This window comes from Comamonas sp. MYb69 (assembly GCF_037479315.1).
Taxonomy (GTDB): domain Bacteria; phylum Pseudomonadota; class Gammaproteobacteria; order Burkholderiales; family Burkholderiaceae_C; genus Comamonas.
This window is the reverse complement of the sequence record NZ_JBBGZG010000009.1, coordinates 66066-82085: the sequence shown is the minus strand read 5'-3', so window position 1 is coordinate 82085 and position 16020 is coordinate 66066. Positions and strand designations below refer to the sequence as shown.

At 57.9% G+C, this 16020-nt stretch carries 14 protein-coding genes and 2 pseudogenes; 14 read left to right on the top strand and 2 right to left on the bottom strand.

From position 1 onward, the window contains the following. The first annotated feature begins 51 nt into the window (after positions 1 to 51). The 9 genes and pseudogenes from WH303_RS13955 to WH303_RS13915 all read left to right on the top strand — a co-directional run. Positions 52 to 378: an integration host factor subunit beta gene (locus WH303_RS13955; protein ID WP_021027333.1), complete on the top strand. Its 327-nt coding sequence runs from the start codon at positions 52 to 54 to the stop codon at positions 376 to 378. 263 nt (positions 379 to 641) lie between these two features. Next, positions 642 to 1856, top strand: coding sequence for a tyrosine-type recombinase/integrase (locus WH303_RS13950; protein ID WP_198833919.1), 1215 nt, complete (start codon positions 642 to 644; stop codon positions 1854 to 1856). Positions 1857 to 1894: 38 nt separating this feature from the next. Further along, a complete protein-coding gene (locus WH303_RS13945) occupies positions 1895 to 2254 on the top strand; it encodes a type II toxin-antitoxin system RelE/ParE family toxin (protein WP_103458166.1) in 360 nt (119 codons plus the stop codon). 3 nt (positions 2255 to 2257) lie between these two features. Further along, positions 2258 to 2578 (top strand): helix-turn-helix domain-containing protein, encoded by a 321-nt coding sequence (locus WH303_RS13940; RefSeq protein WP_103458167.1) that lies wholly within the window; start codon positions 2258 to 2260, stop codon positions 2576 to 2578. 34 nt (positions 2579 to 2612) lie between these two features. Then, positions 2613 to 3593 carry an ABC-three component system protein gene (locus WH303_RS13935; RefSeq protein ID WP_103458168.1) on the top strand — a complete coding sequence of 327 codons (981 nt, stop codon included), beginning with the start codon at positions 2613 to 2615 and terminating at the stop codon, positions 3591 to 3593. Next, on the top strand, positions 3562 to 3810 hold the full coding sequence (locus WH303_RS13930) for an ABC-three component system middle component 8 (RefSeq protein WP_103458169.1): 249 nt from the start codon (positions 3562 to 3564) through the stop codon (positions 3808 to 3810). The genes WH303_RS13935 and WH303_RS13930 overlap by 32 nt, the downstream gene beginning before the upstream one ends. Next, on the top strand, positions 3797 to 5593 hold the full coding sequence (locus tag WH303_RS13925) for a DUF2326 domain-containing protein (RefSeq protein ID WP_339519205.1): 1797 nt from the start codon (positions 3797 to 3799) through the stop codon (positions 5591 to 5593). The genes WH303_RS13930 and WH303_RS13925 overlap by 14 nt, the downstream gene beginning before the upstream one ends. A gap of 258 nt (positions 5594 to 5851) precedes the next feature. Then, positions 5852 to 6970 carry a hypothetical protein gene (locus WH303_RS13920; RefSeq protein WP_339519204.1) on the top strand — a complete coding sequence of 373 codons (1119 nt, stop codon included), beginning with the start codon at positions 5852 to 5854 and terminating at the stop codon, positions 6968 to 6970. Between the two features lie 198 nt (positions 6971 to 7168). Further along, positions 7169 to 7553, top strand: a pseudogene (locus WH303_RS13915) (transposase); the annotation flags it as partial. On the opposite strand, the gene WH303_RS13910 reads toward WH303_RS13915, so the two are convergent. Beyond that, positions 7504 to 7680, bottom strand: a complete 177-nt coding sequence (locus WH303_RS13910) for a hypothetical protein (RefSeq protein ID WP_339519360.1) — start codon at positions 7678 to 7680, stop codon at positions 7504 to 7506. The pseudogene WH303_RS13915 and the gene WH303_RS13910 sit on opposite strands and share 50 nt — an antisense overlap. Before the next feature lie 11 nt (positions 7681 to 7691). On the opposite strand from WH303_RS13910, the gene WH303_RS13905 reads away from it, so the two are divergent. Then, positions 7692 to 10688: a TrlF family AAA-like ATPase gene (locus tag WH303_RS13905; RefSeq protein ID WP_339519203.1), complete on the top strand. Its 2997-nt coding sequence runs from the start codon at positions 7692 to 7694 to the stop codon at positions 10686 to 10688. A 153-nt stretch (positions 10689 to 10841) separates the two neighbouring features. Next, on the top strand, positions 10842 to 12443 hold the full coding sequence (locus tag WH303_RS13900; protein ID WP_339519202.1) for a hypothetical protein: 1602 nt from the start codon (positions 10842 to 10844) through the stop codon (positions 12441 to 12443). A gap of 39 nt (positions 12444 to 12482) precedes the next feature. On the opposite strand, the gene WH303_RS13895 is transcribed toward WH303_RS13900, so the two are convergent. Next, positions 12483 to 13574, bottom strand: a complete 1092-nt coding sequence (locus tag WH303_RS13895; protein ID WP_339519200.1) for a DUF3800 domain-containing protein — start codon at positions 13572 to 13574, stop codon at positions 12483 to 12485. A gap of 724 nt (positions 13575 to 14298) precedes the next feature. On the opposite strand from WH303_RS13895, the gene WH303_RS13890 reads away from it, so the two are divergent. The 3 genes and pseudogenes from WH303_RS13890 (at position 14299) to WH303_RS13880 (ending at position 15915) form a co-directional block, all read left to right on the top strand. Further along, positions 14299 to 15126: a DUF932 domain-containing protein gene (locus WH303_RS13890; protein ID WP_339519198.1), complete on the top strand. Its 828-nt coding sequence runs from the start codon at positions 14299 to 14301 to the stop codon at positions 15124 to 15126. 81 nt (positions 15127 to 15207) lie between these two features. After that, positions 15208 to 15642 (top strand): annotated as a pseudogene (locus tag WH303_RS13885) (ParB N-terminal domain-containing protein); the annotation flags it as partial. A 63-nt stretch (positions 15643 to 15705) separates the two neighbouring features. Continuing rightward, entirely contained in the window at positions 15706 to 15915 is a 210-nt protein-coding gene (locus WH303_RS13880) for a hypothetical protein (RefSeq protein WP_339519196.1), read from the top strand. Positions 15916 to 16020 lie beyond the last annotated feature (105 nt).

The following is a 16020-nucleotide window of genomic DNA, read 5'->3' as shown; positions in this document are numbered from 1 at the left end:
GTGCGCCCACCAACGCTTTGACTATTTGATTCACGAAGATTCCACATTCGTATGACCCGATCCGATCTGATTGAAGAGCTTGCCGCTCGATTCCACCAGCTGACGCAGCGGGATGCGGAGCAGGCCGTCAAAACGATTCTGGAGGCCATCGAAGACTCGCTGGTACGCGGACAACGCATCGAGATCCGTGGCTTTGGCAGCTTCACCATCACCCACCGCCAACCCCGCCTGGGCCGCAACCCACGCAGCGGCGAAGCCGTGCAGGTGCCCGCCAAGCGCGTCACCCACTTCAAGCCAGGCAAGGCCTTGCGCGAATCGGTGGACGACCCCAGCAACATCCTGACCTCGACCGCCAGCCCCAAGAACAACGACGAATAAAGCGCCGGCTGAACCACCCGGATGGCCCATCTGCCGCTGGCAGTTGGCAGCCAGCCCAACGAACGCTCCCTGTGGGGCGTTTTTTTATTTCACCATGACTCCCGTACCGAACTTCGCTGGACTACGCCGAAGCCCCATACAGCAGGTTTATCAATAACTTAGGCGAGTCCAACATATGCCGGTGCTTTCCGAAACCTGACCTAGCTTCCCCTCTGCTGGCCCCTACAAGGCTCCTGGGAATCGGGTCCTTCCGAGGAGTCATCATGGCAAGAATCAAGCTCACCAAGTCCGCCGTGGAGGCGGCGAAACCCCAGGCGCAGGCCGTCGAACTCAGGGACACGCTGGTGCCCGGCTTCCTGTGCAAGATTACACCGACGGGCCGCAAGGTCTTCATGCTCCAGTACCGCACGAACGCCGGGGAGCGCCGCAAGCCCGCCTTGGGCTTGTTCGGGGAGTTGACCGTTGAGCAGGCTCGCTCGCTGGCGCAGGAGTGGCTGGCGCAGGTGCGCCGGGGCGGCGATCCCAGCGCCGATAAGGCAACCGCCCGATCCGCCCCCACGGTCGCGGAACTGTGCAAGAAGTTCATGGAGGACCACTCCAAGCAGCGTAACAAGCCCAGCACGCAGCGCGGGTACCAGGCGGTCATCGACCGTTGCATCGTCCCGATGCTCGGCCGCATCAAGGTGCAGGACGTGAAGCGGCCCGACGTGGCGTCGGCCATGAAGAAGATGGTCCACAAGCCGGCCGAGGCGAACCGTACTTTCAGCGTCATGCGTAAGATGTTCAATCTGGCCGAGGTGTGGGGCTATCGGCTTGACGGCACCAACCCGTGCCGCCATGTCCCGATGTATCCCAACGGCAAGGCCACCCACCTCATCAGCGACGAGGAAATGGGCAAGCTGTTCCGGTATCTCGCCTTTCTGGAAACCGACGGCCTGGGGCAGGATCACGCGATCCTGCCGCTGGCGATCCGGCTGCAATTCGAGTTTGCGGGCCGCCGCTCCGAAGTCGTCGCGCTGCAATGGGATTGGGTTGATCTGGAGAACCGGCGCGTGGTCTGGCCCGACAGTAAGACCGGCTGCATGTCCAAGCCCTTGAGCGAGGAAGCCCATCGTCTGCTGTCTACCGCGCCCCGGAAGGACGGTTGCCCGTATGTGTTCCCGTCCCCGAACCATCCCGGGAAGCACATGACCACGGGCGAGTATTACGGCGGTTGGACGCGCATCCTCAAGCGCGCCGGCGTGACCCATGTGGGGACGCACGGCATCCGGCATCGCTCGGCTACCGACATTGCCAATTCGGGCATCCCCGTCAAGGTCGGCATGGCGCTGACGGCGCATAAGACCGTGGCGATGTTCATGCGCTACGTCCACACAGAAGACAAGCCGGTACGGGAGGCGGCCGAACTGGTGGCCAACCGACGCCAAGCCATCACCGGGGCGCGGCGAACTGATCCGGTGGAAACAGCGGCTAGCTAGGCCAACTTCTTGCGATTCATACCCGAACGGATATAATCCTGGTTCAGGAACGCAAGCTGCTGTACTGGGAAGGCTCCTCTAAGAAGGACTTCAAGGAGTTTCCCATCGACGTACAGAAGGACATGGGTGTCGCGTTGTTCATCGTCCAGTTGGGCAGCACGCCGCCTTCGGCCAAGCTCTGGAAAGGGTTGGGCTCCGGTGTGTACGAATTGGTGGAAGACCACCGAAGCGACACCTTCCGGGCAGTCTATACAGTGAAGATGGGCGATGCGGTACATGTACTACATGCGTTCCAGAAGAAGTCCAAGTCCGGCATCGCCACGCCGCAGCCGGACGTGGAACTGATCGAGAAGCGGTTGAAGGCCATGGTGGCCCGTCATAAGACGAGCGGGAGATAAACGATGAAGCGTAGTGACCATCCGCAAGGCACTGACAACGTGCTGCGAGATTTGGGCTTTGACGATGCTGAAGAGCTTTCGGCAAAGGCAGCGCTCGCGCTCAAGCTTAATGAATTGATTGACCATCGCGGCCTGAGCCAGACGGAGATTGCTGCGATCACGGGCATGACTCAACCGAAAGTGTCTCAAGTCCGCCGCTACAAGCTCCAGAACATTTCACTGGAACGGCTGATGCAGGCACTGGTTTCACTGGACCAGCGCGTAGAGATTGTGGTGCAGCCTGCGCGGCATGCACATTCGGCGTGCATTACGGTTGCCGCATGAGTCTGTGGCGTCTGTATAGAGGGAGATGGGGAGAATGAAGTTTGCCTATGAAGATTTGAGCGACGATCAGTTCGAGGTACTGATCGTGCTCTTGTGCCAACGCTTGCTCGGTATCGCCGTTCAGGGATTCGCAAAAGGGCCGGATGGCGGGCGCGACGCAAAATTTGTCGGCACGGCGGAACTGCACCCCAGTAAGGCCGCCCCGTGGGTGGGCACGGTCATTGTTCAGGCCAAGCATACCAACGGGTACAACCGCAGCTTTTCGGAACTGGATTTCTACAGTACATCTAGCAGCAACACGGTGGTCGGCAAAGAAGTGCCACGCATCAAGAAGCTGCGCGAGGCCAAGCAACTCGACCACTACATGCTGTTTGCGAATCGCCGCCTGACCGGAAATTCCGAGACAGAAATCCGTGACCACATCGCCGCCGAATGCGGCGTCCCTGCTTCGTCTATCTATCTTTGCGGCCTGGAACAACTAGAACTTTGGCTGAAACGCTTTCCAGAAGTGGCCCTGGAGGCGAATTTGGATGCGGTGGACTCGCCTCTGATTGTCAGTCCAGATGATCTTGCCGAGGTTGTTCAGGCGCTTGCGCGCCAAAAGGATGACCTGACAGCGTTACTCGACGACCCGCCCACCGTGCGCGTGACGTATGAGGAGAAGAACGCGCTCAACAATATGACGGCAGCATATGCAAAGGAGCAGCGGCGTAAATACCTGAAGGAAACGGCGCAAATTCGCACTTTTCTGGCTGCGCCAGAGAATATCGAATTGCTGCGCATGTACGAATCTGTGGTCGATGAGTTTCAGCTCAAGATCCTTGCGAAGCGCAAGGACTATCAGACCTTCGACGAAGTCATGGAATATCTGGTGGATCTGTTGTTCAGTCGCGACCCTGTTCTTCGGCAACACGCCCACAAGCGACTGACGAGAGCCATTCTTTTCTACATGTATTGGAACTGTGACATCGGGGAGGTGGATGATGCTGCGGCCAACCAAGCACTCACATCCTGATCGCACAGTAATTAATGTTTCTCTTCTGCTCCTTTCGCGGCTGAAAGATCGTCGCGTCGATGAATACGATGTGCTGCGCAAATTTGCAAAGAAACACGTTGTCGGCGGCGACGTGCTTTTCCTGCCTGCACTCAATTTTCTCTATCTGATGGGCCTGATTGAATATCGTCCTAAGACGGACGCAGTCGAATACGTAGGGCCAAATGAAGCTATCTAAACTCTATTCCAACAAGCCGGATGTGTTTGAGCCCGTGGACTTTGCTCTTGGGCTGAATGTCGTCATGGCGGAAATCCGTCTGCCGGAGAATCGGAACAAGGACACACACAATCTTGGGAAGACCACGCTGGGGCGTCTTTTGGACTTCGGATTCTTGGCAGGAAAAGACCCTAAGTTCTTCCTCTTCAAGCATTTTGAATTGTTCAAGGATTTCGTCTTTTTCCTTGAAATTGAACTGGAGGACGGCTCCTTCATCACGATCCGACGCAGCGTAGAAGACGCGACCAAAATCGCCTTTAAGCAGCATGAGGCAGGCCATCAGGACTTGTCGGCGTTGGCGCTCGCGGAATGGGGTCATCGGGACGTTCCTTTTGAACGTGCACGAGAACTGCTTGATGGCCTGCTCGACTGGCGTGCTCTCAAGCCATGGTCGTACCGCAAAGCGCTTGGCTATCTGTTGCGGTCACAAGAGGATTTCCGCGAAGTTTTCCAACTTCGCAAGTTCGCTTCCAAACATGCTGATTGGAAGCCATTCCTTGCACACCTTCTTGGCTTTGATGCCAAGCTTATTGCCGAGCACTATGCAAAAGAGCATGAGCTCGCCAAAAAGCAGGAGACGGCGCAAGCCATCAAGAATGAATTGGGGGGGTCGATCGAGGACATCAGCAAGATTGAGGGCATTCTTCTGCTCAAGCAAAAAGATGCGGAGAAGAAGCAAGTGCTGCTGGATGCTTTCGATTTTCGCGCTCTAGACAAGGATCGCACCAAGAAGGTGGTGGAAGAAGTTGATGAGCGCATCGCTGCGCTGAACTCGGAACGCTATTCTTTGAGTCAAAACAGGAAGAAGGTGCAGGCATCATTGCAGGAGGATCAGATTCTGTTTAGCCCTGATGAAGCCCAGAGGTTGTTTGGCGAAGCTGGCGTGCTGTTCCAGGGACAGATCAAGAAAGATTTCCAGCAATTGATCGCCTTCAACCGAGCTATCACAGATGAGCGGCGCGGCTATCTCCAAGAGGAATTTGCGGAGATCGAGGGGGAACTGAAGCGAGTGAACGCAGAACTGAACTCCTTGGGAAAAAAACGTTCAGAGATGCTCTCCTTCCTAAGCGGAACGGATGTTTTCACCAAATACAAGTTACTTTCGGATGAGATGGTGACGCTGCGTGCGGACATCACATCGCTGGAACACCAGAAAGGCCATCTGCATCGTCTTCAGGAGTTGCGTACAGAGATTAGAGCCTTGACGGAAGAGCGCGACCATTTGCAGGCGCGGATCGAAGCCGACGTGGATAAGCAGAACTCTGATCAGGCAAGCCTGTTCTCCACGATTCGAGTTTTCTTCAGCGAGATTGTTGAGGAAGTCATTGATCGCAAGGCGCTATTGAGCGTGGCGCTCAATCAGGCAGGTCATCTGGATTTCAAGGCGGAAATTCTCGATGGCTCTGGCAACGCCACGAGCGCTGACTTGGGACACACTTACCGAAAGCTGCTGTGTGTTGCTTTTGATATGGCTGTGCTTCGTGCGCACCTGAGTGAGAAGTTCCCGCGCTTTGTGTATCACGACGGTGTGCTGGAATCGCTGGACGACCGAAAGAAAGAGAACTTGATGACAGTTGTGCGTCGTTATGCAGATTTAGGGTTGCAGCCGGTCATCACGCTGATTGACTCCGATTTGCCAGTACGAGCAGAAGATGATGCCCCTGTTTTTACAGCGGGTGAAATCGTCGTCACGCTACATGATGAGGGGGATCACGGCCGAATCTTCAAAATGAGAGGATGGTAATTCAATCCTCATTGGTTCACGTAGTTATTCAGGGCATGCTCCTGGCATTCAAAGTGATGGCTTGTGCGCGTTAGAGCGTGTTCTGAACTTTGAGCGCCGCAATAGTAATGAGGCTGGGGTGCTGTGATGCCCCGCAAGGCGATGCCGCGTTGGGTGCCGGTTTGGAAGTAGGAGCCACACACGTGCAAGCTTGGCTCTCAAACGGCACGCCAACGATGGGATTGACCGGCCGGATTTTGAAGGATAAGCGGTGACGCGATGAAGCTAAACAAGGCTTGGTGGGAGCATCTTGCGCCGAAGTCGATGATCGGAAGGCGGCGCGAGGTTGAGCAGCTGCTTGAAGACTTCGTGCGGTCCTCCGAATACGGGCGGGAATGGGCGCGGGTGGCTGCGAATCCCCACGGCGTGTTTAGGCTCAAGCCAGGCCAAGTGATACCCGTGGTGCGCATGATTTTCATGGGCGACCGTCCGGGGTTCATCTCTCCGTTCCGGAAGCTCATGGATGGGCACAGAACGGTGGACCGCAAGCCAGAGTACGGTCTCGGCGCCCTAGGTGAAGGCGAGTTAGCTATCCAGCCTACTATTTCGGTGGAAGTCGTTACTGACCCCGCGTACTTGGCTGCGGCCATGCGCGGAGCTACGCAGATTAACGAAAGCACCATCAGGAGCCCTAGCCTTGTATTTTCGGTGCCCGCGCACTTCCTGCTATCGCCCAAGCACTACCCCGAACGCGCATACGTCCTCTACCAGCACATCTTCGGCGCTGGTGCGTCATACCCCGACGACGGGTCCTTTTATGTGGGTGTGTCCACCCGTAGCTGGCAAAAGCGCTGGTCCGAGCACCGTCGCGCGATTGAGACGGGCAGTCCATTGCTTTTCCATCGCCGATTTCGAGAAGAGCAAGAGGGTGGGCGTCTCACGTACGTGCACCACAAGGTGATGGCTATCACCGACGATGTGGAGCAGCTCTACGAGGCGGAAGAGTTCCTGGTGGAAGGGCATTGGGATGACGAACGCCGGCTCAACATGGTGCCGGGCGGAAAGAGCGGCCTACACTACCTGCGCGAAAACGGATTGCTTTTGAAAGGCGTCGTTCCTCTGCCCGATGACCGCGACAAGATTCTGCACAAGTGGTTGAATGACCATCCCCGCTTGGGGTTACCGGCGCCATGGGTCGCCGAAAAGTGGAAGGACAACGACTGGGCGATAGCGCAGATTTGCGGGCGGGACGGGCGCTTATCGGTGGTCCAAGTCAAGGCGATACGCGAGCTCGCCAAAAACCACACGCCCGAGGAAATTTACGTGCGCATCGGGGCGAAAGACGTGGACCAAGTGAAACGAGTCTTGGATGGAAAAACCTACGCACGAATAGCCTGATCTCCATAGCGTTGTACCAAGCCGCCACGGTTCGCGCTGGCGGCTTTTCCGATGCTTAAAGCGTTCGAAACAATCAGCCACTTAGAGCGTTTTCTGAACTTTAAGCGCCGCAATAGCAGTGAGGCTAGAGTGCGGTGTTGCGCCGCAAGCCCTACCCGACGGACGTCAGCGGCGAAGAATGGCTTCGCTGGCTATCACCTGCTGGCAGTGCACCTTACGCCGGCCGAAGAACGCGAGCGTGCCCAGGTCGACCACATCTGCGCCGCAGTGCAGCGGCCGCGGGCCACACAGTCGAGCTGGCATGGGCCGACCGGAGCTAACCGGAGAGAAAGCGCGAGAGGCCGAAAAGGAACATGACATCACACTGCAGATCGTGAAGCTGCCTAAAGCGAAGAAAGGCTTCGTACTGCTGCCCAGGCGCTGGGTGGTCTAGCGTAGCTTTGGTTGGCAGGCGCGCTTTCGACGACTGTCTCGGAACTATGAACGGCTGCCCGAAGTGCTCAGCGGACTGCACTTCCTCGTCTTTTCCGTGTTCATGCTGCCCAATGCCGCGCGACTGCTGGCTTCTGCCAGTGGTTCATAACAGGCTCTAGCTCCTGTTGAGCCGGCATCACTTTGTGTAGTTGAGTGCTCATCCCTCCAGAAATCTTATAAAGTGTTACAAACACGCTTGCTTCGGTCACGCCGAGCAAGTCTTCCAGGATGGTCACAAGGACGGTCTATGGCCGCAAAGGATGAGCAAATGATTGGTCGTGGATCTGAATGGCGTCGCTGGGAACCGCACATCCATGCGCCAGGAACCGTTCTAAATAATCAGTTTGGCAGCGACTCCCCTTGGGATGCCTATCTCAGAAAGCTTGAGACAGTTACGCCGAAAATTGAGGCGTTGGCTGTGACTGACTATTACCTTACTGAAACGTACGAAGAGGTGGTAAGGCAAAAGGCGGCTGGCCGTTTGCAAGATGTACAACTCATTTTTCCCAACGTCGAATTGCGTTTAGATGTCGCTGCAAAGTCTGGCTTTGTCAACGTGCATCTCCTAGTCAGCCCTGAAGATCCGAACCACGTCGCAGAACTACACCGCATCCTTCAGCGCCTTCAGTTTCAGGCGCATGGCGATACCTTCAACTGCACCCGCCTGGATCTGATTTCCCTCGGCAGAAAAGCCGACACTAGCATCCTCGATGACCGCGCTGCGCTTTCGCACGGCGCCACGCAGTTCAAGGTGAATTTTGACCAGCTCCGCCGGGTCATGCGAGAGAGCGATTGGGCGAAGACCAACATCCTCATCGCGGTTGCTGGCGCGACAGGCGACGGAACTTCGGGGTTACGCCAAGCCGCAGACGCAACCATGCGTCAGGAGATCGAAAAGTTCGCCCACATCATCTTCTCAAGTAGTACAGCACAGCGCGAATTCTGGTCTGGTCGCAAGGGTGTGACGCTCGACCAACTCAAGGAGCGTTATGGCGGCTGCAAGCCCTGCCTCCACGGCAGCGATGCCCACGACCAGAAAACCGTAGGCGAGCCGGTTGAAGAGCGTTATTCGTGGATCAAGGGCGGTCTAGAGTTCGACGCCTTGCGCCAGGCTTGTATCGACCCCGAAGGTCGCGCTTATGTCGGAAGCGAATCGCCGTCCACGGCCATGCCTTCCCAAGTAATCTCGAACATAACTATCGGAGATGCGAGTTGGGCATCAACTCCGAACATACCACTTAATCCTGGGCTCGTCGCGATCATCGGCGCGCGCGGCTCAGGCAAGACCGCGCTTGCTGACATGATTGCCGCCGGCTGTGACGCAATCACTCCAGCCGCTTGGAATGCGAGCGTAAACATCAGTCCGTCATTTCTCGTCCGTGCCCGCCAGTTGCTTGGCCAGGCGACTGCAACGCTGACATGGGGTGGAGGTGCTTCAGTCAAACGCTTCCTCGACGGGCGCGATGCAAACGGTCATCTAGCTTTTCCCCGAGCGCGCTACTTGTCTCAGCAATTTGTAGAGGAGCTTTGCTCCTCTGCTGGCGTCTCCGATGGACTCATCGCGGAGATAGAGCGTGTGATCTTTGATGCCCATCCACAAGATGATCTTGACGGCGCTATCGACTTTGCCGAATTGAGGGATTTCCGCACCGCCCGTTTCCAGCAGGCCCGGGAACGGGAAGCTGAGGCAATCGCCGATTTATCCGAGCGCATTGCCACGGAGATTGAAAAGGAAGCTGCTGCCACAGGCCTAGCGCTGCAAGTCACGCAAAAGACCGGCCAAATCAAAAGCTACAACGAAGATCTCGCCAAGCTTGTCGTGAAGGGAACTGAGGCTCAGGCCAATCGCCACACCCAGCTCGGACAGGCCGTGCAGACGCTGCGCGGAACGATCCAAGCCTACGGCAATCAGCGCCGGACATTCGTTGCGCTGCAGGATGAGGTGGCAAGCACTCGCAATACCAAGGCCCCCGAGCTGCTGCGCCAAGCCAAGGAACGACATGTTCACAGTGGCCTCAATCAGCAGCAATGGGATGAGTTCCTGCTGATCTATAAAGGCGATGTCGATACGAGTTTGACCGGCTATGTCACATGGTCCGATCAGCAAATTGCAGAACTCACAGGTCCGGCCATTTCGGCCAGCGATCCGAATACGCCGCTCTTCCCTGACACTGCTGACCTCTCTAAATTAACCCTCAATACGCTGTGGGCTGAAATGGCCCGGCTGGAGGTGCTGGTAAGCGCCGACAATGTCATTCGCGGTCAGTACTCCACTCTGTCAAAGCGCATCGCCCAAGAGAACGCCGCGCTCATTAGCCTTCAAACACGCCTAACCGACGCTCAAGGCGCTGGCGCGCGTCGTAAGGAACTCCAGAGCGAGCGGGAAGCGGCTTATGGCCGAGTATTTCAGGCGATCATCAACGAGCAGAATTCGCTCGCCGATCTTTATGGACCCCTGATGGCGCGCTTAAATGCGTCCACCGGCACTCTTCGAAAGCTCGGGTTCTCGGTTCGTCGCGTCGTTGACGTTTCCGCCTGGGGAGCTGTAGCTGAAGAAGACCTTCTCGACCGACGGAAGGCAGGGCCATTCCAAGGCCGCGGCGCGTTAATCGCTCTGGCGGACACAACCCTACGATCAGCATGGGAAACAGGTTCGGCTGCCGACGTGCAGGCAGCGATGACGAATTTCATTTCGCAATACATGCGCGACCTTCTGAGCCAGGCTCCCTTTGGCCAGAATCAACAAGCAGAGTTTCGTGGCTGGTTGAAGCAGTTCGCTCACTGGCTTTTCGCCACCGATCACATCTCGGTGCGATACGAAATAGTCTATGACGGAATGGATATCCGAAAGCTGTCGCCTGGAACACGGGGTATCGTACTTCTTCTTCTCTACTTGGCACTGGACGATGCTGACGATCGGCCACTTATCATCGATCAGCCAGAGGAGAACTTGGACCCCAAATCTGTGTTCGAGGAATTGGTCGCCCTGTTTATCGCGGCTAAGGCCAAACGCCAGGTAATCATGGTCACGCACAATGCCAATCTCGTCATCAACACCGATGCGGACCAGATCATTGTCGCCGACGCTGACCCTCATCCTGCTGGTGGGTTGCCCCCACTCAAATACACATCTGGTGGCCTTGAGAACACTGCTATTCGCAAGGCGGTTTGCGACATTCTGGAGGGCGGCGAAGAGGCCTTCCGCGAACGCGCACGTCGATTGAGGGTTAGGCTGGATCGCTAACTGCGGCAGCATTGAACGCTCGGTGCGTAGATTGATTGCCAGATGTTTGGGAACGAACATCGGTTTTTCTTACCTCGATTCCTTGCGCCGGTATGAACGCAAATTGCACTTGGGTGCGATCCCATTGACCAACGGAAGGATGCAATAGCTCCGATGACGACCTCCGCTCCTATAGACACTACTGGCCTGCTCACCATATTGGGAGTCATCGCCGCTGTGTGGGCGCTCATCTCTCCCACTAATCGGCTCCGGCTTCGCTTCTGCACGACATGGGTGGATTGGGTCGTGGGTGGATCGGTGTTTTTTCTTGTCCACTACCTGATGTACGCCCCGGTCTTGGAGCAACTTGGGCTGTACTACAGCTTGGGACCTTGGAAATGGGGGTTCGACAGTTCCAGCGCGGTGTATCTGCTGCTGCTCTCGGTGGCACTGTATTTCTTTTGGCGAACACGCTTTCCGAAGCTGGCCCGAGGGCGAGTTCACGTCTTTCGTGAATTGATCGAAAACTTGCACCTCACCAAGCGCTATGGCGAACTGGTATTGCTGGTCGAACCCCAACTGCCCACTCTTATTTCCCTAACCCGGCAACAGTCTTGGCTGGTGCGCTGGATTAACAACGCGGGTAATTCCAAGGATGAACTGGCGGCACTCTTGCGCGGGGAGCCCCCCAAACCTCGTTCAGCATGGCGCAAGCAGTGGCGCCGTTCTCTGCACACATTGAAATCCAGATGTGCAGAGCGAGATCAGGCCAGCTTACAAGCCCGGGAGATCCTGTTGAATCTGGTCACCTCGCCTGAGTTAACCGTTCACTTGGCGCAGGCACACCCACATTTCTGCCTCAAGCTTCTGGAAGCGGACGAAGCGATACGTTCTGACTTTATTGCGCAGTACATCGACGCGCTGTTGGACGCCACGGGAAGCCGCCTCTACGTTGAGCTGAAGAACAATCAGAACCTCAATGGCGGAAGCCGTCTTTACCTGCCGGAAAGCAATCGGCTACTTCGTTTTTTCTTCGCCGATGCAGCGATGGCGGTAAAGAACGACGTGGAGGCTGCGATAGGTGATTCTGTACGCCGTCGATTGGACGAAGACAAGCATTTGGCCGAAAAGCTCAACGAACCATTGGGCTCCTACCAAGAGGTGGGGCGGTTTCGCTGTCCAATCAATTCAGGTATCACACTCTTTGAAATCATGGTGCACGAAGGCATCCACCAGGGGTTGCAAGACCATATGTGGCTGCACTATTTTGACGACTTCGCCGAAAAGATCCTCAAGCAAATGTCTGGCGTATCCGACGACGGGGCCTATCTGGAGTGGCCAACGCCATTTCACTACCTTCTCGGCCGCCTGGTTGGCGTTGCTACGGATTGGGCTGAGCAGTGCGCGCGAATGGATGATTCCGAAATCCCACAGGCAACCCGTTGTGCAGTTGATTTCGATCGCCACTACATCTCCAAGCAAGCCACCAAGGTAATGGGGGCGATGCTGCAACACATCATTCCGAGTGAGAAGCTATCGGCGTCATTCAAGACGCATCTGCTGGAAATCGCTATTCGCAGTTATGTAAGGCTCCAGAACGATCCAAGGATGGCCGATGTAGCCGCGTCATTCCTGAAGGCCGTGATCGTCGGATCGGATTTGCCTACAAAGGACGCTTACCGGCAGGAGCTTCGTAATGTATTCGGAAATCTGGATCACGTTCTGCGGGACAACGCGTCCACCTTCAAAACTGCGCTGGACGCCTCGCTGCCTTGACGCTTCGCCGCACGGGGGCGGTCATCGCGGCTGATTCACTTATTCGGCATGCCGGACGTTGGCAGTGGCTACGAGTTGATTAAGGCCATAGCCCCTTCGTTCATCGCTCTCGTCAATGAGCCGCATCATGGCTTCGCGCAGTTCGCTCGACACGGGTGTGCCGGCGTCCGTGTCGCGAAAGTAGCGCATCACGGTGCCCGCGACGATGTCGGCCAACTGCACGCCGATGGCCTCATGCGACTGCGCAAACTCGATGCTGGCTTCCTCCTCGAACCGGTAGTCAGACTGCGGGGTGTAGGGCAGATCCACGAAGTGGCACAGGTTTTCGGCCGTCATTTTTCCCTGGCGCAGAATGTTCTCCACCTCCAATTGCTGGTCGTGTACCAAGCGGATGCCGGCCAAGCGCCTGCTGTAATAACGATTCATCCTGGCGTAGATGCTCGTGAATGACGTCATGTTCGGCAACATCCAGACCTGTTTCGCATGTTTGTTAAGGTCGGGGGGCGGAAGAAACCGCGACCAAGCCTCGCCACCGTTAACACGTTGCTCGTCGTATTCGGCTTCAGCCTCCTGCACCATGTGGGCAATGCCTTCCGCGATTTGCACGGCCGATCCGGTATAGCCCCGATCTGTGGCCATGTCGCGCAGCACGGCGAATGAGGCGCGGAGCGTCCCGTCACCCGGCGCCAGGCACGAGGCGACGAATGTATCGAGGACGCGTTCGGACGCGTGGAAGTACAGGAAGTCTGCCACCGTGTTCTTGATGAAGTGGAGCTTCACCGACTCGGTATAGCCAAGGCATGCTGGCAAGAGTTGGAACGAGGTGATGCTGGTGCAGATAAAGAAGCGCTTGTCGACCACCTCGATGAAAAGCGGAGCGCGTTGATCGAGCAATCCATTGATGACTTCGGCCGAGAATCTTGGCTTGGCTGTCAGCGACTTGGACTTGAGTTCGCCAGCAGGAATGCGGTGACGGCTTCGTAGCTCATTGATGCGATCTTCCCAGTCATGACCGTCCTCAAGACCAATGCCGGCTAGGGCAAAGTAGGGCTGGCCCTTGAAGTCGTAAGCATTGCCGCTGTTGATCATGTCCCCGCTGTGGCCGCTTTCATCAATATAGACGGTGGTCATGTTTCGATGCTGTCCCTGGAGTGATTCGTCTTCGGATGTATAGCGCATTCTGAACGCGCGCTCGACCTTAGTGTTAGGGGATGGGCGCGTTTGCGCCTTTCCTGGGGCTGGCGGCCGTTGGTGTCTTCCTGCCACCTCTGCGGAACGTCAATGTCCCGTTGAAGTTGCAAGAACGACTCTTTGATCACAGTGTGCCCAAAAGCCTGCTGATCCGTTGAATCATGGGCGTCCCCGGCCCAGAAGCATGGCCGGTCGCGCTGTCGTGCTGCGCATCGAGCCTCGCTGCGCGAGTCTCGCCCCTGACGGGCTTCCATCGTTCCCTCGCTCCGCTCGGCTGACGCCTACGGCCCGGCTTCCAGCTTCGGGCCTGCGCGCTTCGCTTGCGTGCGGTCGGCACACAGGGATGGCCGTTGCCTTGTCCAGCCGTCTCCCCTGACTTCATCACCTTACCCGCGACCGTAGCCCGCTCCCGTGTGCCGTCAAGGCGCGCAGGGCCGTGTCCTCGGCTGCGCCTGCGGGCCGCACCAACCCTGCGCTTGTCTCCTTGACGGCCCCCGTCCGCGCGCTCATTTGGCCGCGGGCGATGAACTCAGGAAAGACGGTGGCAACAGGGCCAACCGGGTTCCTCGTGCCGACCGCACCGAACAGCCGAAAGGCTGGGCTCCGAATCTTGGAATCCGGTGCGGGTGAACAGCAAACCCTTTCTTTGTCAGGAGAAAAAGCCATGCAACTCGCATCTCGTTTCGCTTCCCGTTCGCCGTCGCTGCGCAGCGACACCCCGCTGTCCGACGATCAAATCCAGCGCGTGGCCCCGTCCATCTTCGCGGATGCCCCGCATGAGAGCCGTTCGCAGCGGTACGCCTACATCCCCACCGCCGCCGTGCTGGCCGAGCTTCGCAAAGAAGGTTTCCAGCCTTTCATGGTGACGCAAACCCGCGTGCGCGACGAAGGCAAGCGCGAGCACACGAAACACATGCTGCGCCTGCGGCACGCCAGCCAGATCAACGGAACGGAAGCCAATGAAATCGTGTTGCTGAATTCGCATGACGGCACGAGCAGCTATCAGATGCTAGCCGGAATGTTCCGCTTCGTTTGCAGCAATGGCCTCGTTTGCGGCGACACCGTGGCCGATGTGCGCGTACCCCACAAAGGAGACGTTTCCGGGCACGTCATCGAAGGCGCTTACGAAGTCTTGCGCGGCTTCGACCGGGTGAAGGATTCCCGCGATGCCATGCGCGCTATCACGCTGGACGAAGGCGAGGCCGAAGTGTTCGCCCGCGCCGCGCTGTCGCTCAAGTACGACGACCCGGACAAGCCCACACCCATCACCGAATCGCAAATCCTGATGCCGCGCCGTTTCGACGATCGCCGCCCGGACTTGTGGAGCGTGTTCAACCGCACCCAAGAGAACCTGACCAAAGGCGGATTGCATGGGCGCAGCGCCAACGGACGCCGCCAGCAGACCCGCCCGGTGCAGGGCATTGATTCTGATATCCGCCTCAATCGCGCCCTGTGGCTGCTGGCCGATGGCCTGCGCCAGTTGAAAGCCTGATTCCCCTGCGCGGCAGGGGCAGGCAGCAACCCTTGCCGCGTTATTCGCTGCTGCATTCCATCATCGCAAGGAGTTTTCACTATGAACGCCATCAACCACACCGAAGCCCAAGCCATCCACGCCGCAGCCAGCGCCTCGCCTGCCGTGCTGCTGGAAGCCGCCGACCCGAGCAAGAATCTGATTCTTGTGCCGCTGTCGCGGCTGGTATCGCGCCCCACGGGCTGCAACGTGCGCAAGACCCTGCGCATGTCGATTCCCGAACTCGCCGCCAGCATCCAGCGTGTCGGCCTGCTGCAAAACCTGATCGTGACCGCGACCGCTGACGGTGAGCGTTACGAAGTCGTGGCCGGAGGCCGTCGCCTTGCCGCCCTCAAGCTGCTGGCGAAGAAGCGCCGCATCAGCAAAGAATGGGATGTGCCTTGCCTGCTGGTGGCCGATGGCACCGAGGCAGCCGAAGCACCGGAGGAAGTCGCCGCCGTGGCGGATGAGCAGACGCAGGCGGAGGCACTGGCCGCTTGACCCCGCACACAGATAGCGCCCCGGTTCCGGCCGGGGCGCTTTCATGCCGAGGATTCCCCCATGAGCCACAACACCACGAGCCGCCCACGCATGGCCGCGACCTACGCCACCGGCACGGTACGCGCTCGCCGTCGGCATGGCGATGGCGACGTGCGCGGCTACCGCCCGCCTCGCGGCTGGACAGCCCGCGCCGACCTGACCGACCGGCACCCCGTCACGGGCCGCGCCCTGCCGCGTGCCGTGTGGTGGATCATCGAAACCAAAGAATAGGGAGCAGCCCCCGGGGGCCGCGGGGGGGGGGGGGGGGGGGGGGGGGGGGGGGGAAAAACGGGCGGGGGGGGGGGCGGGGGGGGGGGGGGGGGGGGAGACAAACAC